General features: G+C 70.4%; 31 protein-coding genes and 1 pseudogene. 16 read left to right on the top strand and 16 right to left on the bottom strand.

Going from position 1 to position 23,824, the window contains the following annotated elements:
• Nucleotides 1–41: 41 nt before the first annotated feature.
• Together YIM_RS09335 and YIM_RS48555 are read left to right on the top strand one after the other, a co-directional pair.
• Nucleotides 42–413, top strand: a complete 372-nt coding sequence (locus YIM_RS09335) for a hypothetical protein (protein WP_153029958.1) — start codon at nt 42–44, stop codon at nt 411–413.
• Nucleotides 410–643, top strand: a complete 234-nt coding sequence (locus YIM_RS48555; protein WP_194240398.1) for a hypothetical protein — start codon at nt 410–412, stop codon at nt 641–643. The genes YIM_RS09335 and YIM_RS48555 overlap by 4 nt, the downstream gene beginning before the upstream one ends.
• A gap of 204 nt (nt 644–847) precedes the next feature.
• Here the strand turns inward: YIM_RS48555 and YIM_RS49625 are convergent.
• The 3 genes and pseudogenes from YIM_RS49625 to YIM_RS09320 form a co-directional block, all read right to left on the bottom strand.
• A pseudogene (locus tag YIM_RS49625) lies at nt 848–934 on the bottom strand (nitroreductase/quinone reductase family protein); the annotation flags it as partial.
• Between the two features lie 58 nt (nt 935–992).
• On the bottom strand, nt 993–1,451 hold the full coding sequence (locus tag YIM_RS09325; RefSeq protein WP_153029957.1) for a GNAT family N-acetyltransferase: 459 nt from the start codon (nt 1,449–1,451) through the stop codon (nt 993–995).
• Between the two features lie 59 nt (nt 1,452–1,510).
• Nucleotides 1,511–2,323, bottom strand: a complete 813-nt coding sequence (locus tag YIM_RS09320) for a hydrolase (protein ID WP_153029956.1) — start codon at nt 2,321–2,323, stop codon at nt 1,511–1,513.
• A gap of 137 nt (nt 2,324–2,460) precedes the next feature.
• Between YIM_RS09320 and YIM_RS09315 the strand changes: the two genes are divergently transcribed.
• Entirely contained in the window at nt 2,461–2,754 is a 294-nt protein-coding gene (locus YIM_RS09315) for an alpha/beta fold hydrolase (protein ID WP_153029954.1), read from the top strand.
• Here YIM_RS09315 and YIM_RS09310 read toward each other — a convergent pair.
• A complete protein-coding gene (locus tag YIM_RS09310; protein ID WP_153029953.1) occupies nt 2,748–3,119 on the bottom strand; it encodes a helix-turn-helix domain-containing protein in 372 nt (123 codons plus the stop codon). The two genes, YIM_RS09315 and YIM_RS09310, sit on opposite strands and share 7 nt — an antisense overlap.
• Nucleotides 3,120–3,222: 103 nt before the next feature.
• Here YIM_RS09310 and YIM_RS09305 point away from each other — a divergent pair, with 103 nt between their 5' ends.
• Nucleotides 3,223–4,131 (top strand): zinc-binding dehydrogenase, encoded by a 909-nt coding sequence (locus YIM_RS09305; protein WP_153029951.1) that lies wholly within the window; start codon nt 3,223–3,225, stop codon nt 4,129–4,131.
• A gap of 16 nt (nt 4,132–4,147) precedes the next feature.
• On the opposite strand, the gene YIM_RS09300 is transcribed toward YIM_RS09305, so the two are convergent.
• The gene (locus YIM_RS09300) at nt 4,148–4,510 is read right to left on the bottom strand and encodes a MerR family transcriptional regulator (RefSeq protein WP_153029949.1); all 363 of its coding nucleotides are present in this window, start codon (nt 4,508–4,510) and stop codon (nt 4,148–4,150) included.
• A 46-nt stretch (nt 4,511–4,556) separates the two neighbouring features.
• On the bottom strand, nt 4,557–5,732 hold the full coding sequence (locus YIM_RS09295) for an MFS transporter (RefSeq protein WP_228004644.1): 1,176 nt from the start codon (nt 5,730–5,732) through the stop codon (nt 4,557–4,559).
• Nucleotides 5,733–5,797: 65 nt separating this feature from the next.
• Here YIM_RS09295 and YIM_RS09290 point away from each other — a divergent pair, with 65 nt between their 5' ends.
• The 4 genes from YIM_RS09290 to YIM_RS09275 all read left to right on the top strand — a co-directional run bounded on the left by YIM_RS09290 (nt 5,798) and on the right by YIM_RS09275 (nt 8,577).
• Nucleotides 5,798–6,160, top strand: a complete 363-nt coding sequence (locus tag YIM_RS09290) for a MerR family transcriptional regulator (protein WP_153029945.1) — start codon at nt 5,798–5,800, stop codon at nt 6,158–6,160.
• Nucleotides 6,161–6,240: 80 nt separating this feature from the next.
• Complete coding sequence (locus YIM_RS09285) at nt 6,241–7,032, top strand: metalloregulator ArsR/SmtB family transcription factor (RefSeq protein WP_153029943.1); 792 nt, start codon at nt 6,241–6,243, stop codon at nt 7,030–7,032.
• Between the two features lie 69 nt (nt 7,033–7,101).
• The gene (locus tag YIM_RS09280; RefSeq protein ID WP_153029942.1) at nt 7,102–8,022 is read left to right on the top strand and encodes a LysR family transcriptional regulator; all 921 of its coding nucleotides are present in this window, start codon (nt 7,102–7,104) and stop codon (nt 8,020–8,022) included.
• A 12-nt stretch (nt 8,023–8,034) separates the two neighbouring features.
• Complete coding sequence (locus tag YIM_RS09275; protein ID WP_228004643.1) at nt 8,035–8,577, top strand: DapH/DapD/GlmU-related protein; 543 nt, start codon at nt 8,035–8,037, stop codon at nt 8,575–8,577.
• On the opposite strand, the gene pip is transcribed toward YIM_RS09275, so the two are convergent.
• Complete coding sequence (gene pip, locus YIM_RS09270) at nt 8,568–9,503, bottom strand: prolyl aminopeptidase (RefSeq protein WP_153029941.1); 936 nt, start codon at nt 9,501–9,503, stop codon at nt 8,568–8,570. The genes YIM_RS09275 and pip overlap by 10 nt on opposite strands.
• Nucleotides 9,500–10,312: an AraC family transcriptional regulator gene (locus tag YIM_RS09265; protein WP_153029939.1), complete on the bottom strand. Its 813-nt coding sequence runs from the start codon at nt 10,310–10,312 to the stop codon at nt 9,500–9,502. The genes pip and YIM_RS09265 overlap by 4 nt, the downstream gene beginning before the upstream one ends.
• A gap of 66 nt (nt 10,313–10,378) precedes the next feature.
• On the opposite strand from YIM_RS09265, the gene YIM_RS09260 reads away from it, so the two are divergent.
• Complete coding sequence (locus tag YIM_RS09260) at nt 10,379–11,260, top strand: alpha/beta fold hydrolase (protein ID WP_153029938.1); 882 nt, start codon at nt 10,379–10,381, stop codon at nt 11,258–11,260.
• Here the strand turns inward: YIM_RS09260 and YIM_RS09255 are convergent.
• Nucleotides 11,251–11,970 carry an SRPBCC domain-containing protein gene (locus tag YIM_RS09255; protein ID WP_153029936.1) on the bottom strand — a complete coding sequence of 240 codons (720 nt, stop codon included), beginning with the start codon at nt 11,968–11,970 and terminating at the stop codon, nt 11,251–11,253. The two genes, YIM_RS09260 and YIM_RS09255, sit on opposite strands and share 10 nt — an antisense overlap.
• A 156-nt stretch (nt 11,971–12,126) precedes the next feature.
• Here YIM_RS09255 and YIM_RS09250 point away from each other — a divergent pair, with 156 nt between their 5' ends.
• The gene (locus tag YIM_RS09250; RefSeq protein WP_153029935.1) at nt 12,127–13,401 is read left to right on the top strand and encodes an FAD-binding oxidoreductase; all 1,275 of its coding nucleotides are present in this window, start codon (nt 12,127–12,129) and stop codon (nt 13,399–13,401) included.
• Here YIM_RS09250 and YIM_RS09245 read toward each other — a convergent pair.
• The 4 genes from YIM_RS09245 to YIM_RS09230 all read right to left on the bottom strand — a co-directional run bounded on the left by YIM_RS09245 (nt 13,388) and on the right by YIM_RS09230 (nt 15,809).
• Nucleotides 13,388–14,137 carry an SRPBCC domain-containing protein gene (locus tag YIM_RS09245; RefSeq protein WP_153029933.1) on the bottom strand — a complete coding sequence of 250 codons (750 nt, stop codon included), beginning with the start codon at nt 14,135–14,137 and terminating at the stop codon, nt 13,388–13,390. The genes YIM_RS09250 and YIM_RS09245 overlap by 14 nt on opposite strands.
• Nucleotides 14,134–14,529: a VOC family protein gene (locus YIM_RS09240; protein ID WP_153029932.1), complete on the bottom strand. Its 396-nt coding sequence runs from the start codon at nt 14,527–14,529 to the stop codon at nt 14,134–14,136. Before YIM_RS09240 ends, YIM_RS09245 begins: the two co-directional genes overlap by 4 nt.
• A 62-nt stretch (nt 14,530–14,591) precedes the next feature.
• Complete coding sequence (locus YIM_RS09235) at nt 14,592–15,425, bottom strand: MerR family transcriptional regulator (protein WP_153029931.1); 834 nt, start codon at nt 15,423–15,425, stop codon at nt 14,592–14,594.
• Between the two features lie 93 nt (nt 15,426–15,518).
• On the bottom strand, nt 15,519–15,809 hold the full coding sequence (locus YIM_RS09230; protein ID WP_153029930.1) for a hypothetical protein: 291 nt from the start codon (nt 15,807–15,809) through the stop codon (nt 15,519–15,521).
• Between the two features lie 98 nt (nt 15,810–15,907).
• On the opposite strand from YIM_RS09230, the gene YIM_RS09225 reads away from it, so the two are divergent.
• The 4 genes from YIM_RS09225 (at nt 15,908) to YIM_RS09210 (ending at nt 19,234) form a co-directional block, all read left to right on the top strand.
• Nucleotides 15,908–16,537, top strand: coding sequence for a poly-gamma-glutamate hydrolase family protein (locus tag YIM_RS09225; RefSeq protein ID WP_153029929.1), 630 nt, complete (start codon nt 15,908–15,910; stop codon nt 16,535–16,537).
• 99 nt (nt 16,538–16,636) lie between these two features.
• Nucleotides 16,637–17,329, top strand: coding sequence for a PadR family transcriptional regulator (locus YIM_RS09220; RefSeq protein WP_153029928.1), 693 nt, complete (start codon nt 16,637–16,639; stop codon nt 17,327–17,329).
• 151 nt (nt 17,330–17,480) lie between these two features.
• Nucleotides 17,481–18,461, top strand: coding sequence for an ATP-binding cassette domain-containing protein (locus YIM_RS09215; protein WP_153029927.1), 981 nt, complete (start codon nt 17,481–17,483; stop codon nt 18,459–18,461).
• Nucleotides 18,458–19,234 carry an ABC transporter permease gene (locus YIM_RS09210; RefSeq protein ID WP_153029926.1) on the top strand — a complete coding sequence of 259 codons (777 nt, stop codon included), beginning with the start codon at nt 18,458–18,460 and terminating at the stop codon, nt 19,232–19,234. The genes YIM_RS09215 and YIM_RS09210 overlap by 4 nt, the downstream gene beginning before the upstream one ends.
• On the opposite strand, the gene YIM_RS09205 is transcribed toward YIM_RS09210, so the two are convergent.
• Complete coding sequence (locus YIM_RS09205; protein ID WP_153029925.1) at nt 19,235–19,813, bottom strand: copper resistance CopC family protein; 579 nt, start codon at nt 19,811–19,813, stop codon at nt 19,235–19,237. It abuts the gene before it with no gap.
• A gap of 106 nt (nt 19,814–19,919) precedes the next feature.
• Between YIM_RS09205 and YIM_RS09200 the strand changes: the two genes are divergently transcribed.
• Both YIM_RS09200 and YIM_RS09195 read left to right on the top strand, forming a co-directional pair.
• Nucleotides 19,920–21,029 (top strand): sensor histidine kinase, encoded by a 1,110-nt coding sequence (locus tag YIM_RS09200; RefSeq protein WP_228004642.1) that lies wholly within the window; start codon nt 19,920–19,922, stop codon nt 21,027–21,029.
• On the top strand, nt 21,026–21,682 hold the full coding sequence (locus YIM_RS09195; protein WP_153029924.1) for a response regulator transcription factor: 657 nt from the start codon (nt 21,026–21,028) through the stop codon (nt 21,680–21,682). The genes YIM_RS09200 and YIM_RS09195 overlap by 4 nt, the downstream gene beginning before the upstream one ends.
• Here YIM_RS09195 and YIM_RS09190 read toward each other — a convergent pair.
• Together YIM_RS09190 and YIM_RS09185 are read right to left on the bottom strand one after the other, a co-directional pair.
• Nucleotides 21,666–22,844: a class I SAM-dependent methyltransferase gene (locus YIM_RS09190; protein ID WP_153029923.1), complete on the bottom strand. Its 1,179-nt coding sequence runs from the start codon at nt 22,842–22,844 to the stop codon at nt 21,666–21,668. The genes YIM_RS09195 and YIM_RS09190 overlap by 17 nt on opposite strands.
• Nucleotides 22,845–23,822, bottom strand: a complete 978-nt coding sequence (locus tag YIM_RS09185; protein WP_153029922.1) for a class I SAM-dependent methyltransferase — start codon at nt 23,820–23,822, stop codon at nt 22,845–22,847.
• Nucleotides 23,823–23,824: the final 2 nt, after the last annotated feature.

The raw sequence follows: 23,824 nt of genomic DNA, 5'->3' as shown, positions 1-23,824 counted from the left end.
ACGGCTAGCGTGCTCGCCAGTCGTCGCGGAGGAGTGGCTCGGTGGACAGCAGGCAATTCAGGATCGCGCGGGCGGTCATGTTCGCGCAGGCGGTGGCCTCGTTCGGGATCTGGGTGGTGCAGGTGCTGACCATCAGCTCGCGCCTCGACCACAACCAGGAGGTCGCGGGCTCGGTGTGGTTCGTGATCGTGCTCAACCCGGTGATCGCGACGCTCGTCGCGCTGGCCGCCGCCTTCCTGACCCGGCGTCCGTGGGCCCGCGGCCTCGCGGTGGTCATGGAGGTGGTGGGCGCGGTGGGTGCGCTGATCAGCGTGATCACCGGGTTCTACCAGGCCTTGCTGGCGATCCTGCTGGCCGTCGGTGTGCTGGTCCTGCTGGCTTCCGGCTCCTCGCGTTCGGCGCAGCCCGCATGAAGGCGCGACTCGCCGCCCTCACCGGCGCCGTCGTCCTGCTTGTCACCGGCTGCGCCGCTCCGGCGCCGACGGTCTGCAGCGGGGGTTTCTGCTCGGGGCCCGCCTACTCGCCGAGCACCGCCACCCAGATCGAGAACGGCATCGTGGCCGTGCTGAGCGCCATCGGTGTCGTTCCGATCGTTCCCCGCAGCGCCAACGGCCCCGCCCGCCGGACGATCCGGGACAAGTAGGTTCGCTCCACCGGCGAGCGCCGCACCCGGATGGGGCAGGCCGTGCCGCGATTCGTGCGGTGGCAGCACCCGCAACCCGGCCGCCCCACCGATCCGCAGCGACGGACTTCCTCGGCGAACAGGCGTTCCTGCTCGCGGCGATCCCGGTAGCCGGAGGTGAGCCCGATCAACTCGCCGTTCCGCCACAGCGGTGAACCGGCGGTCGCCCACCTGCACTCCGACGCCCGGGTCCGCGAGGAGGTTCTTGAACCACGCCGGATCCTCGTCGGCACCCCTGGAGGCGACGACCACGAAGTCCTCGCCCGGCACGGCGTTCTCGACACCGCGCGAATGCGGCCGCCGTCACATGTCAGCGACCGCAGCGGTCCACGCGCTCCCAGGGCCAGTCCGTGGCGAGCCAGCGCGCGACGGCGTCGGCGAGCGGCGCGTCGAGGTGTGACCGGTCGGCCCGCACCCAGGACTGGACCGTGACGTCCCATTCCGCGGAGTCCGGCGGATACAGGTAGACGCAGCCGATGACGTCGTTGTCGCCCGGGTCGAGCGCGGTGAAGGTGAAACCGGCGCGCCGCGCGAAGTCGTCGGCGTGGCGGCGGAGGTCGGCGAGGTTCTCGTCGAGCGTCATGCCGTCGAGCGGTGGCCAGTTTCCGTCGGGATAACCGGGCGTGGCGCGGATGTGCTCGATGCTCGACATCCACGCGGCGTGATCCGCCGGATTGTGCTGTGGCCCCAACGGTTCGAGGCGGAACCGCTCGGTGACGAACGAGGTCGGCGCCTCGAAACCGGCCGGCACGAACTCATTCGCGGTCATGGCCGGCGAGCGTAATGGCCCGGCCGCAACGCCCGCACCCGAGTTTCCCGGCACCGCACTCAGCCCAGGTGGTCGTTGGCCCCGCTCACCCAGGCGATGTAGCGCTGCGCGGACCGCCGTACCGCGCCCTTGGCGTCACCGAGCACCTTGCGGCCGATGAGCCCGTAGACCCGGTCGAATTCGTACGGTTCGAGCCGGTCCACGATGCGCTGCACCAGTCCCGCGGAGAGCGGGACCATGTTCGGGTAACTGCGCATGAACGTCACCCAGCCCGCGTCGGCCACCGGCACGATGGTGTCGCCGGTGAGCAGGGCACCGCTGTCGACGTGCGCCACGGCCGCGCCGGGGAAGTGCCCGCCCGCCTCGATCAGCGTCACGCCCGGCAGGACCCGCTCGGTGCCGGACCACTCCCGGATCACCGGGTCCTCCCGCCGAACCCAGTGCCGGTCGGCGGAGTGCACCAGCACCGGAACACCCCCGAGCCGGTGGCTCCAGCTGACCTGCGAGCCGTACATGTGCGGGTGACTGGCCACGATCACCGCGGCGCCGCCGAGTTCCTCGACCTTGGCGGCCAGCGGCTCGTCGAGGTGGTTCGGCGGGTCCCACATCAGGTTGCCCCGCGAAGTCCGCACCAGGTGCGTCCACTGCCCGATGCCGAACGCCGGTTCCCGGTTGAGGCGGTGGATGCCCGGCTCCGGTTCTTCGTGCACCAGCTCGTGCGGCTCGGCGGCCAGCTCGTCCAGCGTGGTCCACGCCTGCCCCGAAGCGGGCACCCACTGCCGGTCGTCGGCGCAGATCGCGCACACCCCGGCCGGTGCTTCGCTGCTGTCGGGATGCTCGACGCCGCAGGTCCGGCAGATCCAGATGGTCATGGCTCCAGCCTTGAACCTCCACCACGGTGGAGGTCAAGCAGTCGCCGGGACCGGCAGCGCCGCCGAAAATCGCTCGACCGGACCGCCGCGTGCGGTGATCATGTGGTGTTGCCGGAACACCGAACCGAGGGGTGCGGATGAGCGTTCTCGAGACCGGTGACGGCCGGCTGGCCTACGACGTGCGGGGCGACGGCCCGCCGCTGGTGCTGCTCCACCCCGGCGGGATCAACCGGGCCGGCGAACTGCACGCACGCACCATGGTGCTGACCGGCGCGCTCGACACGAGCGACATCCACGAGGTGGCGGACCTGCTGGAACGCTCCGGCCGGGACGTGCGCCGGGTGTCGTTCGACGACGCCGGGCACCAGGCCGCACTGGAACGCCCACGGGAGTTCGAGGAACTCCTCACCGCGTTCCTGCGAGCTCACTGAGCGCGCGCGTCGTACACCGCCCTGGCGGCGTCCACCTCGGGCATGTGCGCTTCGGCCCACTCCTTGAGGTGCCGGATCGGGTCCAAAAGGGACAGTCCGAGCGGGGTAAGCCCGTAGTCGACACGAACCGGCACCGACGGGGTGACCGTCCGCGTCAGCAGCCCGTCCCGCTCCAGCCCGCGCAGCGTCTGGGTGAGCATCTTCTGGCTCACGCCGTCGATCCGCGCGGCGAGTTCCGAGTACCGCTTCGGGCCTTCCAGTCCGAGCGCCACGATCACCAGGCTCGCCCACTTGTCGCCGATCGTGTCGAGCAGCCGGCGGCTGGGGCAGAACGCGGAGAACGCGTCGAAGGTCTGCGCTTCCATGACTTACTCCTGGGTGCCTACACCACTTTGAAGTGCCTTCTTCCCGAAAGAGAGTAGGGCACCGATGGTGGTGTGGTCCGCCTTTCGAAGAAGGAGCGCCACCATGACGTTCGCCCTCGTGTCCAAGTCCGACAACGCCGCGCCCTCGCTCGAGGAGGTGGTGCTGCCCGCGCTCGGTCCCGGTGACCTGCGGGTCCGGGTCACCGCCGCCTCGGTCGACCCGGTCGACCCGCTCTACGCCGGCGGACCGGCCCGCGCGATCTTCGGACTCACCGGCACGGTCGGCATCGGCTTCTCGCTCACCGGCGTGGTCGTCGCGACCGGCGCCGAGGTCACCGGCTTCTCCGTCGGCGACCGGGTCGCCGCGGTGCACGGCGATCTCGGTGCCCCGGCCCGCGCGCACGCGGAGGAAACCGTCGTCCCGGCGAAGGCCGCCGCGCCGCTGCCCGGCGATCTCGATCCGGTCGACGCCGCCGCCCTCCCGCTCAACGCGCTGACCGCGACCCAGTTGGTCGACCACCTCGGCCCGGCCGAGGGACGCACCCTGCTGGTCACCGGCGCGGCCGGGGCTGTCGGCGGGTACGCCGTCGCGCTGGCCGCCCGCGCGGGCTGGACCGTGACCGGCCTGGCCCGCGAATCCGACCGCACCTTCGTGCTGAGCGCCGGGGCTCGCGGCCTCATCACCGAACTGCCGGGACCGTCGTTCGACGCCGTGGTCGACGGCGCTGTGCTGCAGTCGGCGGCCGTCGGCGCGATCCGCGACGGCGGCGCGTTCGCCGGTGTCCCCTCGGCCGCCCCGGCAACCGCCGAGCGGGGCATCGACGTCGGCATCCTCAGCGTCGAGCCCGACGGTGAGCAGCTCGCCGAACTGCTCGATCTCGCCGTTCGCGGGGTGCTGGCCCTGCGCGTGGCAGGCCGGGTACCGCTGGCCGACGCCGCGACGGCGTACGACAAGGTCGCGGGCGGCGGCCAGCGGGGCCGCTGGCTGCTGGTGCCGGATCAGCGCGCGTAACGGATCCGCGCCGGGGTCACTGCTGCTCGGTGGCGGCGTCGATGACCCCGTCGAGCACCTCGCGCGAGCGCGCCAGGTCGGCCATCATCCGGTCGATGCGCTCGCGTTCGGCGGTGAGGTCGGCGACCAGCTTCGCGTCGGCCAGCTCGGACGGGCCGCCGTCGGCGTCGCGCATGCAGGGCAGCAGGCGCGCGATCTTCTTGCTGTGCAGGCCCGCGGCGAAGAGTTCCTGGATGCGGATGACCCGGTCGACGGCGGCCTCGGGATAGTCCCGGTGGCCGCCCCGGGTGCGGTCGGCGACGAGCAGACCCTGCTGCTCGTAGTACCGCAGCGAGCGCTCGCTCACGCCGGTGCGGTGAGCCAGTTCACCGATCCGCATGGCGCCTCCGGGCGGGTTGAACCTGACACTGGTGTCAACTTCTACCCTAGCGCGCATGACCGACGCTGGAAGCGACCCCGGCCTGATCGGCGAAACCGCGGGACCCGAGCACCACCGCCAGCACCGGAATGAGCAGAACCAGTGCAGCCCAAGGGAAAGCACCGGCGCCGAAATGGTCGAGCAGCAGTCCGCCGACCACTCCGCCACCGGCCATCGCCGCGTTCCACAGGGTGACCAGCATGGCCTGCGCGGTGTCGGCGGCGTCGCCGTCCGCCTGCCCGGCCGCGGTCTGGAGCAGCGTCGGCACCCCGCCCCAGCCGAGGCCCCACAACGCCACGGCGAGGTACACCAGCGCGGGATTCCCGGTGAACACGCCGAGCATCGCGGCGGCCACCCCGACGAGCACCGTGCCGGCGATCGTCAGCGTGCGCAGCCTGCGGTCGATCAGCGCACCGACCACCCAGATGCTCACCATCGAGGCCACACCGAAGATCAACAGCACCAGGTCGACGGAACCGCCGAGCCCGGCGCGCTCCAGGAAGGTGGCGATGTAGGTGTAGAGAATCGTGTGCGCCAGCACAAAAACCAGGGTGACGAACAGGATCGGCGCCACTCCCGGCACGGCGAGCGTGCGCCGGAGCGGGATCCGGCCGCCACCGGACCGCCCGGGGAAATCCGGGACCGCCACGGCGATCCAGCCGAGCAGCACCACGGCCAGCACGGACATCACGGTGAAGGTGACCCGCCAGCCGAGCGCCCCGCCGAGAAAGGTGCCGGCCGGCACGCCCAGCGAGAGCGCGAGCGGGATGCCCGCCATCACGATCGCGATCGCCTTGCCCTGCAACTGTTCTGGCGCCAACCGGCGGGCGTACCCGGCCAGCAGCGCCCAGACCACCCCGGCGGCCACCCCGGCGACGAATCTCGCGACCATGGTCAGCGCGTAGTCCGCGGACACCGCGGTGACCGTGTTGGCCACCGCGAAACCGGCGATCCCGGCCAGGAGCAAGCGTTTGCGCCGCCAGCCGGCGGTGGCCGCCGACAGCGGGATGGCGGCGAGCGCGGTCCCGATCGCGTAGATGGTCACGGTCTGCCCCGCGGCGGATTCGCCGACGCCGAGATCGGAGCTCAGCGCGGGCAGCACCCCGGCGGGCAGCGCCTCGGTCAACACGGTGATGAAAGCGGCGGTGGTCAACGCCAGCAGAGCGGGCAACGGAAGTCTCATGCCGCCCATGCTCGAACCGTCACACCGATGTGAAGGTCAACCACGAATCCGGTGAGGTGGCACACATGCGCATCGGCGCACTCTCCGAGCGGACCGGCACGCCCCGCCGCCTGCTGCGGTACTACGAGGAACAGGGGCTGATCGCCGCCGAGCGCCTGCCGAACGGCTACCGCGACTACCACGAGTCCACTGTGGACCGCGTGCACCAGATCCGCGGCCTGCTCGACGCCGGGCTGCCGACGCGGATGATCAAGCAGATCCTGCCCTGCCTGAACCGGCCGCGCGCCATCCACTTCCCCGACGCCACCCCGGAGATGCTCGCCGCGCTGGAGGCCGAACGCGATCGGCTGTCCGGCCGCATCGACTGCCTGCGGCACAACCACGAGGCCATCTCCGAATATCTGGGCGCGGTCCGCGCCTACCGGTGACCGAGCTGCCGAGTTGACATGCAGCCAGACGGCTGCCTAACCTAAAGGCAGCCGCTTGGCTGCATGTTCGAGGTGGGGCGATGGACGAGGTGTTCAAGGCGCTGGCCGATCCCAGCCGGCGGCGGCTGCTCGACAGCCTGAACGAGCGCAACGGGCAGACCCTGCGCGAACTGTGCTCGGGGCTGGCGATGGCCCGGCAGTCGGTCAGCAAGCACCTGGCCGTGCTCGAGGCGGCGAACCTGGTCGGCACCGTCCGGCGCGGCCGGGAGAAGTTGCACTACGTCAACGCCGAGCCGATCAACGCCATCGCCGAGCGCTGGATCAGCCAGTACCACCGCGAGCGCGTGCGCGCGCTCGCCGACCTGAAGACCGCATTGGAGAGCGAGCCGATGAGCAAGCCCGAATTCCTCTACACCACCTACATCAACACCTCTCCGGAGCGGCTCTGGCAGGCGCTGACCGATCCGGCCTTCACCATCCGCTACTGGGGCGCGGTGCTCGAGTCGGAGTGGACCACCGGCGCCACCGTGAGCTGGGAGCAGAACGGCTGGAAGTCGGCCGATCCCGAGCAGGTGGTGCTGGAGGCCGACCCGTACCGGCGGCTGTCCTACACCTGGCACACCTTCACCCCGGACTTCGCCGAGATCATGGGCATCGAGGCCGAGTTCGTCGAGCGCGCCGCCGCCGAACCGCGCTCGAAGGTGACCTTCGACCTGGAACCGGCGGGCGAGCTGGTGAAGCTGACCGTGTGCCACAACGGCTTCGAAGCGGACAGCGCCGTGCTCGAAGCGGTCAGCGAGGGCTGGCCGCACATCCTGTCGAGCCTGAAGACCCTGGTGGAAACCGGCGAACCCCTGCCGGACGGCGAGTAACCACTCCAGCGCGAACAACCCGGGTTCGGCGCGCCACAACCATCGGTTGGGCACTCATAGGCTGCACCGGTGGACACGGAAGCACTGCGGTCGTTCGTGCTGGCGGCCGAACTCGGGCAGCTCCAGCACGCCGCCGACGAACTGGGCATCACGCAGCAGGCGGTCTCCAAGCGGGTCGCCGCGCTGGAGCGCGAGCTGGAGGTCCGGCTGTTCACCCGCACCGCGCGCGGAGTCGAACTGACGCTCGACGGCCAGGCGTTCCTCCCGCACGCCCGCGGCATCGTCACCGGCGTCGAACGCGCGATCACCGCGGTCAAGCCGGGGTCCCGAGCGCTCCGGATCGACGTCCTCGGCCTGCGCAGCGCCCAAGCCGTGGTCCTGCACGACTACTGGCGCGCACACCCCGGAACCGACCTGGACGTGGTGACCCTCCGGGCCAACGACCCGCGCGTCGCGCTCGCCGCGGTCGAAGGCGGCGAGATCGACGCGTCGTTCCGCACGGTCATCGGCACGCTGCCGCGCGAGGTGCGGATGATCCACGCCTTCGACTCGCCGACGGAACTCCTCGTCGGGCCGAGGCACCCGCTCGCGTCCGCGCGGACGCTGACCCCGGCGCACCTGCGCAAGCACCGGATCTGGGTGCCGGGCATCGCGCCGCGCAGTGAGTGGGCGGAGTTCTACGACCAGCTCACCACCGCCTTCGACCTCCGGATCGACGCGGCGGGCCCCAACTTCGGCAACGAAGTTCTCCTGGACACCCTCGCCGAGTCCGCGAACGTGGCGACCCTGGTCGGCGCGCGCGACCGGTACCTCTGGCCCGCGAGCCACGACCTGCGTCGCATCCCGATCGTCGAGCCGCGGATCGTCTACCCGATCTCGCTCCTCTTCCCCCGCGCGAATCCGCACCCCGGCCTCCACGCGATCATCGACCACCTCGGCACCCTGCCGCGGGCGGACGAACCCGCCTGGCGCCCGTCCTGGGCTTGCTGAAAGGACAAATCCTTGCCCCACGAGCACGTCATGCGCATCCACAGCCCCGAGTTCGGGGCCATGTCCGAACGGGTCATGGAAGTCACCGCACTCACCTCCCGCCTCAACGTCCTGCCCTTCGACGACGAAGCGGGCAAGGCGGAGCTGTTCGAACGGATCCTCGGCAAGCCGCTGCCGTCGAGGGTCACCATCTATCCGCCGTTCTACACCGACCACGGCCTCAACCTGGACCTCGCGGAACGTGTGTTCATCAACCAGAACTGCACGTTCCTGGACTACGCGGGCATCCGGCTGGGCGAGCGCGTGATGATCGGGCCGAAGGCCACGTTCATCACGATGAGCCATCCGGTCGATCCGGCACAGCGGCGGGAGTGGCTCAGCGGCGGACCCATCGACGTGGCGGAGAACGTCTGGATCGGCGCCGGTGCCACGATCCTGCCCGGCGTCACCATCGGGCGCGACGCCGTGGTCGCGGCGGGTGCCGTCGTGGCCGACGACGTGCCGCCGTCGACACTGGTGACCGGCACCAAGGCCGCCGTCCACCGTCAGTGGTGACTCGCGAACCGGTCGAGCGCGGCCACCCGCGCCGCGTCCAGGCCCGGACTGTTGTTGTGGCCGGTGTCGTCCACCAGCACCAGTTCGGCACCGGGCCAGGCGGCGGCCAGCTCCCACGGCGTACCGACCAAATTGGACAGATCGAGCACGCCCTGCACGATCACGCCGGGAATCCCGGCCAGTTTCCCGGCGTCCCGCAACACCTCGCCTTCTTCGAGCCAGCTGCCCTTGGCGAAGTAGTGCGTGACGATCCGCGCGAAGGCCATCCGGAACTCCGGGCTTTCATACCGGGAACTCGGTTTCGCCGCCGTCGGGATGATCGCGGTTTCCCAGTCGCACCAAGCACGAGCGGCGCGTTCCCGGACGGCGGGATCCGCGTCGAAGAGCAGCCGGTGATAACCCGCGGCGATCTCACCCTCCGGCACGAGTTCGCGGAATCGCGCGTACGCGGCCGGGAACATCGATCCCAGGTTCCGGGTGAGCAGCTCGGTTTCCCGGCGCCGCCCGGTGGCCACACCGGAGTGCAGCATCTCCGAAACGCGGTCCGGATGGCGTTCCGCGTAGGCCAGCCCCAGCACCGAACCCCACGACGCACCCGAAACCAGCCACCGCTCGATGCCCAGCGAGGTGCGCAGAAGTTCGAGGTCCGCGATCAGGTGGTGGGTGGTGTTCGTGGAAAGGTCCACATCGGACTCACTCGCGTGCGGTGTGCTGCGGCCGCAGTTGCGCTGGTCGAACAGCACCACCCGGTACCGCTCCGGGTCGAACAGCTGACGGGAAGCGGGGGTGCAGCCCGAGCCGGGACCGCCGTGCAGCACCACCGCCGGCTTGCCGTCCGGGTTCCCGCATTCCTCCCAGTACAGGGAATTTCCGTCACCGACGTCGAGCATTCCGTGGCGGTACGGCTCGATCGCGGGATAGGTCACCGTTTCCTCCGATATTCCGTGGGTGTGCAGCCGGTCAGCGCGCGGAAGTCCCGGTTCAGATGAGCTTGGTCGGCATAACCGGCGACCGCGGCGATCTCGGCGAGCGAACGAGGACCGGTCATCAGCACGGCGGCCCGGTTCAGCCTCGCGACGCGTCCCGCGGTTTTCGGGCTGAGCCCGATCTGCTCGCGGAACCGGCGGTTCAGGTGCTGGCGCGTCCAGCCGATTTCGTCGGCGAGCCGGTCGACCCGCACCCGGCCGCCGGTGCTCTGCAATCGTTGCCACGCCCCGAGAATCGGAGCTTCGAGCCCGGGGCCCAGCCACTCGGTGAACCGTTCGTCGAGCAACCGGAACCGGGCCGCCCAGCCGCGCGTTTCAGCGAGTTCCTCGGCCAGCAGCCCGCCACGCGCGCCGAGCAGATCCCCGGCTCCCACAACGGTGTTCGCGATTTCCCGCAGCGGCAGGCCGAACAGCGCGTACGCGCCGAGCGGGGTCAGGCCGATGGAGATCCCGTGTGACCGGCCGGGCAGTTCCTCGGCCACCAGCGGCCGGTCGCGCAGCCCGATCACCGCGGAGACGGGCAGCTCCACCCCGGATTCCAGGCGGCGGACCGGCGACTCGAAGTCGATCGAGAGGGTGAGCACGCCGAGCGGGGTCATCCGCCACAGCCGGCGCTCGTGCTGGCGGTAGTCCTGCGCGGCGTAGCTGAGCACGTGCGCGGCGAGCCGGGGATGCGGCGACGCGAAGACGTGGCCGCCGTCGAGCCGGTCGACCTCCTCGGTCGGCACGACCAGCGCCCAGCTCCCCATGCCCCGAGCCTACGGCCTTCCATTCGTCCAAGACGACGCGATAACCGCTCTTCTACCGTTCCGGGCATGGGGAAAACAGGGGCGTTCATCAGCGACGGCAAACGGACCAGCTACTTCGCGACCTACCGGGCGGCGATGGCCGAGGGGCCGCCACCGGCCGCCGTGTACGACATCGAAACCTCGTTCGGCACCACCCGCGTCTACCGGCACGGCAGCGGCGGCGCGCCGATCGTGCTGCTGCACGGCCTGCTGGCCGGCGGACCGATGTGGGCTTCGTTCTGGGAAAGGCTTTCCGCCGGGCACACCGTCTACACGGTCGACATCCTCGGCGAGGGCGGGCACAGCGTGCAGACCGAGCCGATGACCGACCACGCCGACCGCGCCCGCTGCCTCGACGAGGTGCTCGCCGCACTGCGGCTGACCGGCGTGCACCTGGTCGGCGCGTCCTCGGGCGGCTGGCAGGCGGTCAACCACGCGACGCGGTACCGCGATCGCCTGGCCACGGTGACCCTGGTCGATCCGACCACGGTCACCGCGAACTTCTCCTTCGGTGCCCTGCGGTACGGCGTGCTGCTCAAGCTGTTCCCGTTCGGCTGGATGTGGCGGCGGTTCTTCCGCTGGGCCGCCGGCGCGGACATATCCGATGATCCGGCCGTCCGCCTCGCCCGCGCCACGATCGGCGCCTACCGGCCGGCGGTGCCGTTCCAGACCTGCCCGCCCGAAGCCGACCTGCGCGCGATGGACGTGCCGACACTGGCCATCTTCTCGGGCCGCAGCGTCGCACACGATTCCGCGCTGGCCGCCGAACGGATGCGGGCCTGGCTGCCGGAGTCCGAAGTGGAGGTATGGCCCGAACTCGGCCACTACCTCACCGCGGCCGACCGCCACCGGGTGGCCGACCGCCTGCTCCGCTTCGTCGCCGCTCGGCTCCCGGACCATCAGGCGTAGACGCCGGCGAGCCACGATTGCCAGTTCTTCGTCTCCCGCGTGACGTCGACGGCACCGAAGTGGTGCGCGGAAACGGCCACCGGGTCGCCCCAGGTGTTGCGGCCGAAGAACCGGTAGATGGTGTTGTCCGTGCGAATGCCGAGGAAGTACGGCGAGCGGTAGTCGATTTCGCCCTCGATGTGCCTGACCCCGGGCACATCGAACGAGACACGGTCGCCGAGTGCGGCGTCGGACAGTCCCAGTTCACGCACGAGCCGGTCGAAGGCATCGGGATCGGTGGCGCTCGACGCGGGCGCGTCCACGGTCAGGTACTCGGCGGGCTTCCCGGCGAAGTGCTCGACGTAGGTCGCCATCGTGGCCTGGTACATCCGCGTGTGGTGCAGGCAGCCGTCGTAGAGGTTCTGCCAGTCCTCCTCGGGGAACGAGCCGCGGTGCGCGTACCGCACGTAGGACTTCCCGCCCGGCCGCGGCTCGATCACGTTGTCCAGTTCGTTGAACCAGTCGCCACTTTCGACGCGGTTGGCGAAGTGCCTGCCGGGCTCCCACGCGGTGATCTTGGCGCCGGGCGCGATGTCGATCGCGCCACCGAGCCGCGGCTCACAGGCGATCGGCCACAGCCAGCCCGCCGTGCCCGTGGTGATCGCGGCGAAGACCTGCTCGGGGGTGCCGTTGATCTCGCGCTCGTCGCGGACCTCGAACTCGCGGTTCATCGGGGCTCCTTCGTTCGTTTTCGCTGGTGGAACCAGAGTCTCACCGACAACTTTTGTTGTCAAGACAGATATAGTCGTCGGTATCATGACTGTTGCTTCTGGTTTTCATCAGAACCAGCCGTTGGACTTCTAAACGACGCACGCCCAGGGTGGAAGGTGAGCGAGAGGAGCGAAATGAACTACCTGCACCCCGGCGAGCCCGGCTTCGAGGACGAGGCAGCCGGATTCCAGACCGCCTTCCGGCACGACGCGAAGGTGATCGCCGCCGTGGAGAACGCGGATGACGTGCGTGCCGCGATGACCTACGCCCGCGAGCGCGGCCTGCCCGTTTCGGTACAGGCGACCGGGCACGGCCTCACCAAGCCGGCCACCGGACTGCTGATCAGCACCCGCCGGATGCGCGGGATCCGGGTCGATCCGGTCAGCAGGACGGCGTGGGTCGAAGCGGGTGCGCGATGGAAGGACGTGCTCGCCGAGACCGGCGCGCACGGACTCGCGCCGTTGTCCGGCAGCGGTCCCGGCGTGGGCGCGGTGTCCTACTCACTCGGCGGCGGCGTCGGCCTGCTGGCGCGGCGGTTCGGGTACGCGGCCGACCACGTGCGGCGGATCGAGCTGGTCACCGAGCGCGGCGACCTCGTCGAGGTGACCGCCGAGAGCGACCCCGACCTGTTCTGGGCGCTCCGGGGCGGCCGCGCCGGTTTCGGCGTGGTCACCGGCCTGGAGATGGCGTTGTTCCCGGTTGCCACCCTTTTCGGCGGCGGCATGTACTTCGGCCCGGAGTCGCTGACCGAGGTGCTGCGCGGGTTCCGCGAATGGACGGCCACCGTGCCGGAGGAACTGACCTCGTCGATCGGCATGGTGCCGATGCCGGACGTGCCCGGTGTGCCGGAACCGTTGCGCGGCAGGCACGTCGCGCATCTGCGCGTGGCCTACAGCGGTGACCCGGCCGAAGGCGAACGCCTGATCGCGCCGTTGCGCGAACTAGGCCCGCGACTGATGGAGCGCTTCGCGGAAATTCCGTTCGCCGACGCGGCGCGCACGATCTTCAGCGAGCCGGACACCCCGCACGCCTACTACGGCGACACCGCGCTGCTGAGCGATTTCCCCGCCACCAAGGCGGAAAGCCTCATCGAACTCACCGGGCCGGACGCGCCGATCGGCGTGGTGACCGAGATCCGGCACCTCGGCGGCGCGCTGTCGCGGCCGCCCGCGGTACCGAACGCCGTCAGCCACCGCGAGGCGCAGTACCAGCTGATGGTGCTGTCCGGCCCGGGAGACGCCGAGCACGCGGCCCAGGAGAAAGTGTTCGCCGAAGTCGAACCGTGGACACTGGGCCGCGCGCTGAACTTCGCCTACGGGGACCGGCCCGCCGTGCGCGCGTTCCACTCCCCCGACGTCGAGCGGCGCCTGACCGAGATCAGGACTCGTTGACCGGGAACAATTCCAGCAGCCACCGCTGCCAGGCGGCGGTGGTCGCGTCCCGGTCCGGCGCGGTGCCGTAGTAGTAGTGGATGGTGTTGACCATGCCGCCGCTCTCGGCGCCGAGCCCCTGGAACCGGTGCAGTCCCTCGGGCGCGCGCACGCCGAACACACCGCGCACGAGGTAGTCGACCTCGCCCTCGATCGGGGGCAGGCCGTCCGGGGTCAGCCGGACCCGGTCGCCCAGCGCGACGGCCGGGTCCACACCGAGCGCGGCGCGGAACTTCGCCCACACCTCGTCCGGTTCCAGTGCGGTGGTCGAGCCGGTGACCAACGTGGTCGCCGGCCGGCCGCTGTAGTACCGGAAGTACTGCGCGAGATTGTGGAAGAACAGGTTCCAGCCGCGGTCGAAGCTGTCGTATTCGGCGGACCAGTCGTCACCGTCGAAAAAACCGCTCTGCGTGAACCGGAGCACGGTCCCGCCGTTTTCCCGGCCTTCGACGAGGAATTCGAGCGCACCGGGTGAATCCGCCGTGCCGTAGACGATGCGCTTGCCCTCTTCACGGGCGAGCACCTGACCCGCCTGGGTGTTGCCGCCGCCGAAATCGGCCTCGCCCTCACCGTCGGGTCCCAGTTCGTGCGGCACGAACCAGATCGACATCCCGGGGCCGCTGGAGATCGCCGCCCACACCTGTTCCGGCGTGGCGTCGAAGGAGATTTCCTTCTCCAGCCGCCGCTCCTCGCTCATGCGGGCTCGGTGACCTGCATCAGCATGAGCAGGTTGCCACAGGTGTCGTCGAAGATCGCGCTGATGCCGCCCATGGTCTCGGCCGGTTCCCCGCGGAACTCCACCCCGGCTTCGACCAGCTGCGCGTACTCCTTGTGGATGTCCTCGGAGAACAGCATGGTGAACGGCATGTTCGTCTTGTACAACTCCGACTGGTAGGTCCGCGCGAACTCGTACCCGGCCGGCTCCAGCAGGATCTCGATCCCGTCGGGCTCGTCCGGGTGCACCACGGTCAGCCAGCGCGCGCCACCCACGTCGATGTTGTGCTTGACCTGGAAGCCCAGCTTCTCCGTGTAGAACCGTTCCGCCCGATCCTGGTCGTTGACCATGATGCTCAACAGCTGGGCCTTCATCACCGCTCCGTTCCGCGTCCGTTCCCTGACGCGGCCCACGGTTCCACCGACAACTTCAATTGTCAAGACACGACATCCTGTCGGCTGACGAGCACCTGCAGCTCGGTCACCCCACGCTCCGGCGCCGCGCCGTCGTAGTCGAGATAGACCTCGCGCGCGTGCCCGATCGAGGTGTACCCGTGCTCCTCGATCCAGAAGGCCAGCGTCTGGAAGGTGCGGTCGACCTCGTCCATCGTGCCGTGGTGCACCACGGTCGCGGCGGTGTCGAGCGCGGGCAGGTCCACCACGTCGAAGTCGTACTCGCGGCCGCTTTCCAGCGCCACCGGCGCCGCGGCGTGCACCATCACCTGCTCCTCGCCCACCGGTTCGTAGTAGGCGATCGTGGGCGCGGCGATCCGGAGGCCGGCGTCGTCGATGCGACGGCACAGCTCCACGAACAGCGGCTGTACCACCGGGCCGATGTCCTGGGAGGCGTAACTGGCGGCCACCGCGGAAAGCTCGGCGACGCGCACGCGCGGAACCGGCTTGAGGATCACGTCCTCGGTGTTCATGTGGCCTTCGCGCTCGATGGTGCGCAGCCGCGCCTCGACGCGGTCGAGCCGGTCGGTGTCGGCGGAGATCTGCGCGGCCAGCTGAGCGCGTCGCAGGCGGAGCATGCCGCGGAGTTCCTCGGAAGTGAGCTTCTCCTCGATGATCTCGCGGACCTGTTCGAGCGTGAAACCCAGTTCCTTCAACGCGACCACGCGGTTGAGGTCGCGCAGCTGAGCCGCATCGTAGTGGCGGTACCCGCTGGCCTCGTCCACGCGGACGGGCCGCAGCAGGCCGATGTTGTCGTAGTGCCGGAGCATGCGGACCGAAACCCGGCCGAGCCTGGCGAACTCCCCGATGGTGAACACGCCAGGAGCTTCACACGGCGCTCCCCCAGGCGCCACCTCCCGCTGCCCGCCCCCGACAAACGGACACCGGGAGGTGGCCGGATCCTGGCTCCGCTAGCGGACGATGCGGGCGATCAGGCCCGTCACCACGAGCCAGAAGACCGCCGCGAGGCCGTAGTTGATCAGCACGCCGACCTGGTAGTTCTCCAACTGGAACAAGCCGGGGAAGAACAACGCCAATGGCTCGGCGATGGCCCGCATGAACTCGACGAACCCGTTGGCCGCGTTGGCGCCCAGCAGGATCATCAGAATGTAGATGACCTCGATGAGCGCGATCACTGCCCCGACGCCGGTGATAACTCGCGCGGCCGTCGAACGGCCGCCGGATACTCGCAATCTGGACATGCTGTCGGGTTCCCCCGAACCGCCCGGTGAAACGCGGATCACCGTCGATTGGGCCATCCGAACACGGCTTTCCCGCCGAATGGCCGTATCTTGCGGTCATGGCAGGCCACAGCGCGACTACGCAACGATATCTTTCGAACACCGCGCTGTACGCGGATCCCGCGCTGACCGAAAACCTCGACTACGCCAGGTGGTTCCGGCACTCCGGGGGCACGCCGGTGGTGCTGGCCCCGCACGGCGGGCAGATCGAGCCGGGCACCTCCCAGCTCTGCCGCACCATCGCCCGTCTGTCCACATGCGACTACTGGTTGTTCGAAGGACTTCGCGGCGAACGGCGACTGCACGTGACCTCCAGCCGGTGCGACGATCCGGTGGCACTGGCCCTGTGCGCGGGCACCGACCGGGCGCTGAGCCTGCACGGGTGCGTCACGCTGCCCCGCGAGGGCGTGCTGATCGGCGGCCTGGACGCCGAATTCGGTGGAATCGTGCATGAGGAACTCGCCGCACGCGGCGTCGAAACCCTCGACGCGGCCGAATATCCGACGCTCGCCGGGCGGTCGCCGCACAACATCGTCAACCGGACCCGCTCCGGCATGGGCGTGCAGTTGGAACTGCCACTTGCCCTGCGCGACGCGATGCGCGGCGCCTCACCAATCGGAAAGTCCTTTGTGGACGCCGTGGTGGCCGCGCTGCACCGGGTCTGGCCGGATCGGCCACCCACCGGGTAACCAGGCCGCCCGGCTCCCGGCCCAGGCTTGACAGGCACTACTCGGCTTCGGGTACTCTGAGTCGAGTATTTGACCCCGAGCATCGAAGCAGGTAGGGCAATGGCGGCATCGGCCACGCGAGGCAGGGCGAATCCGCTGGCACTGGCGGTGCTGACGCTGCTCAGCGAGCGCCCGATGCACCCCTACGAAATCTCCGGCACGCTGCGCGAACGCCACAAGGAAGACAGCATCAAGCTCAACTACGGCTCGCTGTACTCGGTGGTGGACTCGCTGCACAAGCGCGAGCTGATCGCGTCGCGGGAGACCGTGCGCGAGGGAAAGCGGCCCGAGCGCACCGTCTACGAGATCACCCCGGCCGGGCTCGCCGAGATGCACGACTGGCTGAGCGACCTGCTGGCCAATCCGGTCAAGGAGTTCGCCCAGTTCGAGGCGGCCCTGTCGCTGATGCCCACGCTGCCGCCCGAGGAGGTCGCGCACCTGCTCGAGGCCCGCCTGCGCAGCCAGCTGCAGCGGAAGCGGGAACACGAAGCCGCGGCCGAGATCGCGCGCAAGCACCTCCCCCGGTTGTTCATGGTCGAGGACGAGTTCCGGCAGGCACTGCTGGACACCGAGATCGCCTTCACCAGGAACCTGCTGCGGGAGTTGAAGTCCGGCGAGTTCGACGGCCTGCGCATCTGGACGCGCATGCACGAGTTGCGTGAGTCGGGAGCCACGCCGGAGGAGTTCGAAGCACAACTCACCACCGAGTTCGCCGAGGCGGTGAACTGGCTCAACCAACCGGAAGAGAACTGAGGTGATGGCCCCGGCCCGGGTGCGGCAACACCTGGGCCGGGAGCCATCCGACACACCCGAGTCACCGTCCGCGGACCGCAACTCGAAGCGCGCCTGCGAACGCCAGGGTAGTGCACCGCGGCCGGTGACTCCTCATCGAAGGAGCACCACCATGTCCACCCACGCCATCGAGGCGTCCGGCCTGGTCAAGACCTACGGCAAGGGCGCGAGGGCGGTGCACGCGCTGGCCGGGCTCGGGTTCACCGTGCCCGCCGGGATCGTGTTCGGCCTGCTCGGCCCGAACGGCGCCGGCAAGTCGACCACGGTCAAGATCCTCACCACGCTGTCCGCGCCCGACGCCGGTCAGGCCACCGTCGCGGGCATCGACGTCCGCCGCCACCCCGGCCGGGTGCGCCGGGTGATCGGCAGCGTCTCGCAGAAACCGGCGTTCGACCCGGTCAGCACCGGGCGCGAAAACCTGGTGCTGCAAGGCCATCTGCACGGCCTGTCCGCCGCGTCCGCGCGCGGCCGGGCGAAGGAGCTGCTCGACCGCTTCGGCCTCACCGACGCCGCCGACCGCCCGGCGGGCAAGTGGTCCGGCGGCATGCAGCGCAAGCTGGACGTGGCGCTCGGCCTGGTCGCCCGGCCCAGCGTGCTGTTCCTGGACGAGCCGACCACCGGCCTCGATCCCGAAGCCAGGGCCGAGATGTGGGCCGAGATCGCCCGGCTGTCCGGTGAGGACGGCCTGACCGTGCTGCTGACCACGCACTACCTGGAGGAGGCCGACAAGCTGGCCGCGCGGCTGGTGATCGTGGACCGCGGCCAGGTCGTCGCCACCGGCAGCCCGGAGGAGCTGAAGACCGAGCTGAACGGCGACAGCGTGCACGCCGAACTGTCCACTGTGGAGGACCTGGGCGCGGCGCGCCGGGCGCTGGAACCGGTGGCGGGCGAGATCAGCGTGGAGGGGCTGACCCTGCGTGCCAGGGTCAGCGCCGGGGCCACCGCACTGCCGGGCGTGCTCGCCGCGCTCGGCCGCGCGGGCGTCGAACCGGTGTCGATCGGCACCGCGCGCCCGTCGCTGGACGACGTGTACCTGCGGCACGCGGGCCGCGACTTCCGCACCGCCGACACCGTGGCGGGAGGCGTCCGATGACCACCTTCGCCTCGCACACCGGCAGGCTCACCGCGCACGCGCTGCGGCGGCTCTCCCGGCAACCGGCCTACCTGCTGTTCAACCTCATCCAGCCGATGGTGTGGCTGCTGCTGTTCGGCGAGCTGTTCCGCCGCGTGGCCGAACTGCCCGGCTTCGGCACCGGCGACTACCTGAGCTACCTGACCCCCGGCGTGATCGTGATGACCGCGATGATGTCGGCCGGCTGGGCGGGCACCTCGTTCATCGACGACATGAACCGCGGCGTGATGGACCGCAACCTCACCTCACCGGTCAGCCGGGGCGCGCTGATCGCCGGTTCGCTGGCGCACCAGTCGGTGGTCACCGTGATCCAGTCGCTGGTCGTGTTCGGCGTCGGTGTGCTCGCCGGGGCCCGCTACGACGGCGGGATCCTCGGCGTGCTGGTGGTGCTGGCCGTCGCGGTGCTGCTGTCGATCATCTTCGGCGCGCTGTCCGACGCGATCGCGCTGCTGGTGCGCCAGCAGGAGGCGCTGATCGGCATCTCGCAGTTCCTGGCGCTGCCGCTGGCCTTCCTGTCCTCGGTGATGATGGCGCCGTCGCTGCTGCCGGGCTGGGTCGGCACGGTCGCCGAGTACAACCCGGTGGACTGGGCCGCCGTGGCCGGGCGCGAAGCGCTCACCGCGGACCCGGACTGGGCTCAGGTCCTCGGCCACGGCGGACTGCTGCTGGCGCTCGCCGCGGTGATGAGCTGGCTGGCCACGCGGGCGTTCCGGGCGTACCAGCGGGCTAACTGATCAGCTGCGCTTGCGCACGATCGCGAACGCCACGCCGACACCGACGACCACCAGCACGGCGGCCCCGAGGAACCACACCCACCACTGCGGAGCGCCGACGACCTGTACGGCCTCCGCGGGCTGGCCCTGGCCGGTGTCACCCGGGGCCGCCGGTGCCTGGCTCGGGGTGTTCGGCACGGCGGGCGCGGACGAGGGGGCCGCGCCCGCCGGCGTGGCCTCCTTGGTCAGGGTGAAGCGCGTGGTGCCGTTGACGGTGTGCCCGTCGACGCTGGTGACCTCGTAGTTCACCGCGTACTCCCCCGCCGGGCCCGCCGGGGTGACCGGCACGGTCAGCACCGGGCCCTTGGCCGCGAGCGGGCCGACCTGCCACTCCGACGCGTTCGGCCCGGTCACCGTGACCTTGCTGGTCTCGACCTTCACCAGTTCGCTGAACCGCAGCGTGAGCTGGCTGGGCGCGGCCTCCAGCGTCGCGCCCTCCGCCGGATCGCTGGACTCCAGCTTGGTGTGCGCACTCGCCGTCCCGGCGGTGGCCAGCAGGACGAAGGCGGTCAGGAACAGCGACACGGCGGTGCGCTTCATCGCGGGATCTCCTCGAGGTCGTCGACGTCGGAAGTATGCCTCAGCCCCTGGTATGACAGCCGAGGCTCCGAGGTAGACGGCACCACACGCGGATTAGGTTCAACCCGTGCCGAGAATTCACCTCATGCTCGCCGACGCCGCGGTGGCCGTGGCGGCCACCGCGGCCTACTTCGGGTTCCAGGACGAAGGCGAGCCGCTCTGGGTGGTCGCGCTTGTTGTCGTGGCCATCGGGCCGCCCCTCGCGGTGCGGCGGCTGTGGCCGTTGCCGGTGCTGGGTGTGGTGGTGCTGGGCTCGTTCGCCGCGATCCTGCTCGACCTCACCAGGGAACCGCTGCTGCCGGTCGCGTTTGTGCTCTACGTGGTCGGCTTGCTGGTGCCGGCCACCCGCGCGATCCCCGCATTGGTGACGACGTTGATCGGGACCGCGACGGTGCTTTTTGTCGCGCCGCCGAACTCGCTGGCCGACTCGCCGGGCGGCATCCTGCCCGCTTCGCTCGTGCTCTGGCTGTTCATGTCGACGGCCTGGGGCGCCGGACGGACGATGCGCGTGCTGCGCGCCCGCGAGGCACGGCGGGAGGCCCAGCGCGCGGAGGAAGCGCTCACCGGCGAACGCCTGCGCATCGCCCGCGAACTGCACGACGTGGTGGCGCACAGCATGAGCTTGATCGCGGTGAAGGCGTCCGTGGCCAACCACGTCGCCGAGCAGGATCCCGGCGAAGCCCGCGACGCACTGCGGATCATCGAGGAAACCAGCCGCGGCACGCTCACCGAACTGCGTCGCCTGCTCGGCGTCCTGCGCAGCCCGGACGGCGCGGAACTGGCCCCCACGCCCGGCATCGACGATCTCGGCAAGCTCGCCGACCACGCCCGCGAAGCCGGGATCGAGGTCACCCTCCGCGTGAGCGACCGGCCGGACCTGCCGGAGAGCCTGAGCCTGTCCGTGCACCGGATCGTCCAGGAATCCCTGACCAACGTGGTCAAGCACGCCGCCGCGAAGCACTGCGAGGTGGTCGTTTCGGTGGACGAGCGCGACATCCGGATCGAGGTGACCGACGACGGCCACGGCCCGGGGACCGGTTCGGGCGGGCACGGTCTGGCCGGGATGCGTGAACGCGTGATGATGTACGGCGGTGCCTTCGAAGCGGGCGCGGCACCGGGCGGCGGCTTTCGCGTCAGTGCCCGTCTTCCCCGCGATCCGGACGAGGTGGAACGGTGATCCGAGTACTGGTGGCCGACGACCAGGCCCTGCTGCGCGGCAGTTTCCGCGTGCTGGTGAACAGCGCGCCGGACTGCGAGGTGGTCGCCGAAGCAGGCAACGGCGCGGAGGCGGTCGAACTGGTCCGGCGCGAGCAGCCGGACGTGGTGCTGATGGACGTGCGCATGCCGGAGGTCGACGGGATCGAGGCCACGCGCCGGATCTGCCAGGAGACCACCGGGGTGCGCGTGCTCATGCTCACCACCTTCGACCTCGACGAGTACGTGTTCGCCGCGTTGCGCGCGGGTGCCAGCGGCTTCCTGCTCAAGGACACCCCACCGGCCGACCTGCTCTCCGCGATCGCCGTGGTCGCGGCGGGCGACAGCCTGCTCGCCCCCGGCATCACCCGCAGGCTGATCGAGGAGTTCACCAGGCAGGGCAGCCCGGCTCGCCGCCCGTCCCGCGAACTCGACCTGCTCACCGCCCGCGAACGCGAGGTGCTCGAACTGATCGCCCGCGGCCTGTCCAACACCGAACTCGGCGAGCACCTGCGGGTCAGCCAGGCCACCGTGAAAACCCACATCGGGCACCTGCTGAGCAAGCTGCACGCCCGCGACCGGGCCCAGCTGGTGATCGCCGCCTACGAAAGCGGTCTGGTCAGCCCGGCGCGGTGACCTCGGCGCGGCAGAGGAAGGCGAACGGCGACCGCCCGATCCGGGTGAGCACCACGCTCGCCTCCTCGGTACCGCCGAGTTTCATCCGGCGCCGCAACGCGTCCGGGTCCACGTCGAGCCCGCGCACCAGGATCTCCAGCCTGCCGATCTCGTGCCGCCGCAGCATCGCGCGCAGACTCTTCTCCTGGTACGGCCCGTGTTCGACGACGCGGAACGCCCGCACGCCCGGCGGTGGCCGGTCGCCGGTGAGATAGGCGATCCGCTCGTCCAGCTGCCAGAGCCCGTGCCGGGCGCCGTAGTGGCGCACCAGCCCGGCCCGCACCACCGCCCCGTCCGGGTCGACGATCCACTCCCCCACCGCGGCCACCGGCACCTCGTCCGGCTCCTCGTCGGTGATCGTCCACTGTGTACCGTCCGAGCGCAGCACGCTGGCCCGTCGCTTCACGGTCGCCGTTTCGCCCGCCCACAGGCAGGCTTCGCGAACCTGGCCGTCCAGCGAGACCAGCTCGATCTCGTCCGCCCACGGCACCACCTCGGGCGGCAACCCCGGCGCGCACTTCACCACCAGGTCGCGGCCCGAGTAGGCATCGGCCAGTCCGTCCAGCGGCGGCGCGAAGTCCTCGGGTTTCCAGGTACGGCGACCCGACGAATCGCGGCGCGCCGGATCCGCGACCACCACGGCGTTCCCCGGCCGCGGCCGCAACGCGTCCGCCCGGATCAGTTGGGCGGTGGCTCCGGCTTCGGCGCAGTTGTGGCGCGCCATCTCCAGCCGCACCTCGTCGAGGTCCGACCCGGTGCACGCGCTCGCCGACTTCGCCAGCTCGACGAGATCCGCGCCGATCGAGCAGGTGACGTCGTGGACCTCCCGGCCCCGCAACCGCTGCGCCCGATGCCGCGCCACCAGCGACGCGCTCGCCTGCTGGAGCGAATCCGAGGTGAACAGCCAGTTCCCGGAACCGTCCACTTTGGTCACGGCTTTTCGCCGCAGCAGCACGGTTTCCAGCACCGCCGCGTAGTGCTCGCCGACCACGCGCTTGGCGGTGGCCACGTCGGCGATGCGGGTGCGGTCGGTCAGCGGCAGCTCCGCACAGCTCACCAACGCCGCCTCCCCGGCGCCGGAGCGCAGGAAGGCGACGTCGTCGAGGCTGAACGAATAGGCCAACTACAGCCCGGTCGCGGCCGGCGGCTTGGTGCCGGTGATCATCACGTTGTAGAACAGCTGGCGCGGCAGCACCTTCGCCAGCAGCTTCTTGTCCACAGCGGACAGTCGCAGCCACAGGTGGTAGGCGAACAGCCGCCAGCGCACGGTCAGCTTCTCCTGCGGCACCGCCGCCTCGAAGGTCCGGATCGGCCAGCCGGCCAGCGCCGCGGCGAACTCCTCGGTCACCGCGCGCACGTCCACCGCGCCCGCGCCCAGCGCCATGCCCTCCAGCTCGGACGGGTCGAAGGTGTGCAGGTCGACCACCGCTTCCAGGGCCGCCGCCCGCGAGGACTCGTCCAGTTCCTCCTGCGGCCGCCGCCAGCCGGACAGCGCGGGCAGCTTGGTCACGTTGGTGGTCAGCCACCAGGTGAGCTGGCCGAGCCGTCGCGCGTAGAAGTTGCCGATCTTGGTCGGCTCCCCGGCGAAGACGAACCGCCCGCCCGGCTTGAGCACCCGCAGCACCTCGCGGAAGGCGGCCGGCACGTCGGGGATGTGGTGCAGCACCGCGTGCCCGACCACCAGGTCGAAGGTGTTGTCCGGGTACGGGATGCGCTCGGCGTCGGCCACCCGGCCGTCCACGTCCAGGCCCAGGTTCTCCGCGTTGCGCAGCGCCACCTGCACCATGCCGGGTGAGAGGTCGGTGACCGAGCCCTTCTTGATCACCCCGCCCTGCATCAGGTTCAGCAGGAAGAAGCCGGTCCCGCTGCCCAGTTCCATCGCGGTCGGGTACGGCGAGTCCTCCTCACCGGCCACCGCGCGGAACACGTCGGTGGCGTAGGTGATGCAGCGCTCGTCGTAGGAGATGGACCACTTCTCGTCGTAGGTCCCGGCTTCCCAGTCGTGGTAGAGCACGTTGGCCAGCTTCGGGTCCGCGAACGCGGCCTTGACCTCTTCCTCGGTCGCGTGCGGGTGCGGCGCCGGGTCGTTCACCTCGGTCATCT

The organism is Amycolatopsis sp. YIM 10, from assembly GCF_009429145.1.
In the GTDB taxonomy this organism is placed as follows: Bacteria; Actinomycetota; Actinomycetes; order Mycobacteriales; family Pseudonocardiaceae; genus Amycolatopsis.
This window is presented reverse-complemented; position numbering and strand designations above follow the sequence as displayed.

What these genes read in the sequence shown, in the direction of transcription:
- YIM_RS48555 (WP_194240398.1), top strand. Translation starts at nt 410, where the DNA reads ATGAAGGCGCGACTCGCCGCCCTCACCGGCGCCGTCGTCCTGCTTGTC.
- YIM_RS09325 (WP_153029957.1), bottom strand. Translation starts at nt 1,451, where the DNA reads ATGACCGCGAATGAGTTCGTGCCGGCCGGTTTCGAGGCGCCGACCTCG.
- YIM_RS09320 (WP_153029956.1), bottom strand. Translation starts at nt 2,323, where the DNA reads ATGACCATCTGGATCTGCCGGACCTGCGGCGTCGAGCATCCCGACAGC.
- YIM_RS09315 (WP_153029954.1), top strand. Translation starts at nt 2,461, where the DNA reads ATGAGCGTTCTCGAGACCGGTGACGGCCGGCTGGCCTACGACGTGCGG.
- YIM_RS09310 (WP_153029953.1), bottom strand. Translation starts at nt 3,119, where the DNA reads ATGGAAGCGCAGACCTTCGACGCGTTCTCCGCGTTCTGCCCCAGCCGC.
- YIM_RS09305 (WP_153029951.1), top strand. Translation starts at nt 3,223, where the DNA reads ATGACGTTCGCCCTCGTGTCCAAGTCCGACAACGCCGCGCCCTCGCTC.
- YIM_RS09300 (WP_153029949.1), bottom strand. Translation starts at nt 4,510, where the DNA reads ATGCGGATCGGTGAACTGGCTCACCGCACCGGCGTGAGCGAGCGCTCG.
- YIM_RS09295 (WP_228004644.1), bottom strand. Translation starts at nt 5,732, where the DNA reads ATGAGACTTCCGTTGCCCGCTCTGCTGGCGTTGACCACCGCCGCTTTC.
- YIM_RS09290 (WP_153029945.1), top strand. Translation starts at nt 5,798, where the DNA reads ATGCGCATCGGCGCACTCTCCGAGCGGACCGGCACGCCCCGCCGCCTG.
- YIM_RS09285 (WP_153029943.1), top strand. Translation starts at nt 6,241, where the DNA reads ATGGACGAGGTGTTCAAGGCGCTGGCCGATCCCAGCCGGCGGCGGCTG.
- YIM_RS09265 (WP_153029939.1), bottom strand. Translation starts at nt 10,312, where the DNA reads ATGGGGAGCTGGGCGCTGGTCGTGCCGACCGAGGAGGTCGACCGGCTC.
- YIM_RS09260 (WP_153029938.1), top strand. Translation starts at nt 10,379, where the DNA reads ATGGGGAAAACAGGGGCGTTCATCAGCGACGGCAAACGGACCAGCTAC.
- YIM_RS09255 (WP_153029936.1), bottom strand. Translation starts at nt 11,970, where the DNA reads ATGAACCGCGAGTTCGAGGTCCGCGACGAGCGCGAGATCAACGGCACC.
- YIM_RS09245 (WP_153029933.1), bottom strand. Translation starts at nt 14,137, where the DNA reads ATGAGCGAGGAGCGGCGGCTGGAGAAGGAAATCTCCTTCGACGCCACG.
- YIM_RS09240 (WP_153029932.1), bottom strand. Translation starts at nt 14,529, where the DNA reads ATGAAGGCCCAGCTGTTGAGCATCATGGTCAACGACCAGGATCGGGCG.
- YIM_RS09230 (WP_153029930.1), bottom strand. Translation starts at nt 15,809, where the DNA reads ATGTCCAGATTGCGAGTATCCGGCGGCCGTTCGACGGCCGCGCGAGTT.
- YIM_RS09225 (WP_153029929.1), top strand. Translation starts at nt 15,908, where the DNA reads ATGGCAGGCCACAGCGCGACTACGCAACGATATCTTTCGAACACCGCG.
- YIM_RS09220 (WP_153029928.1), top strand. Translation starts at nt 16,637, where the DNA reads ATGGCGGCATCGGCCACGCGAGGCAGGGCGAATCCGCTGGCACTGGCG.
- YIM_RS09215 (WP_153029927.1), top strand. Translation starts at nt 17,481, where the DNA reads ATGTCCACCCACGCCATCGAGGCGTCCGGCCTGGTCAAGACCTACGGC.
- YIM_RS09210 (WP_153029926.1), top strand. Translation starts at nt 18,458, where the DNA reads ATGACCACCTTCGCCTCGCACACCGGCAGGCTCACCGCGCACGCGCTG.
- YIM_RS09205 (WP_153029925.1), bottom strand. Translation starts at nt 19,813, where the DNA reads ATGAAGCGCACCGCCGTGTCGCTGTTCCTGACCGCCTTCGTCCTGCTG.
- YIM_RS09185 (WP_153029922.1), bottom strand. Translation starts at nt 23,822, where the DNA reads ATGACCGAGGTGAACGACCCGGCGCCGCACCCGCACGCGACCGAGGAA.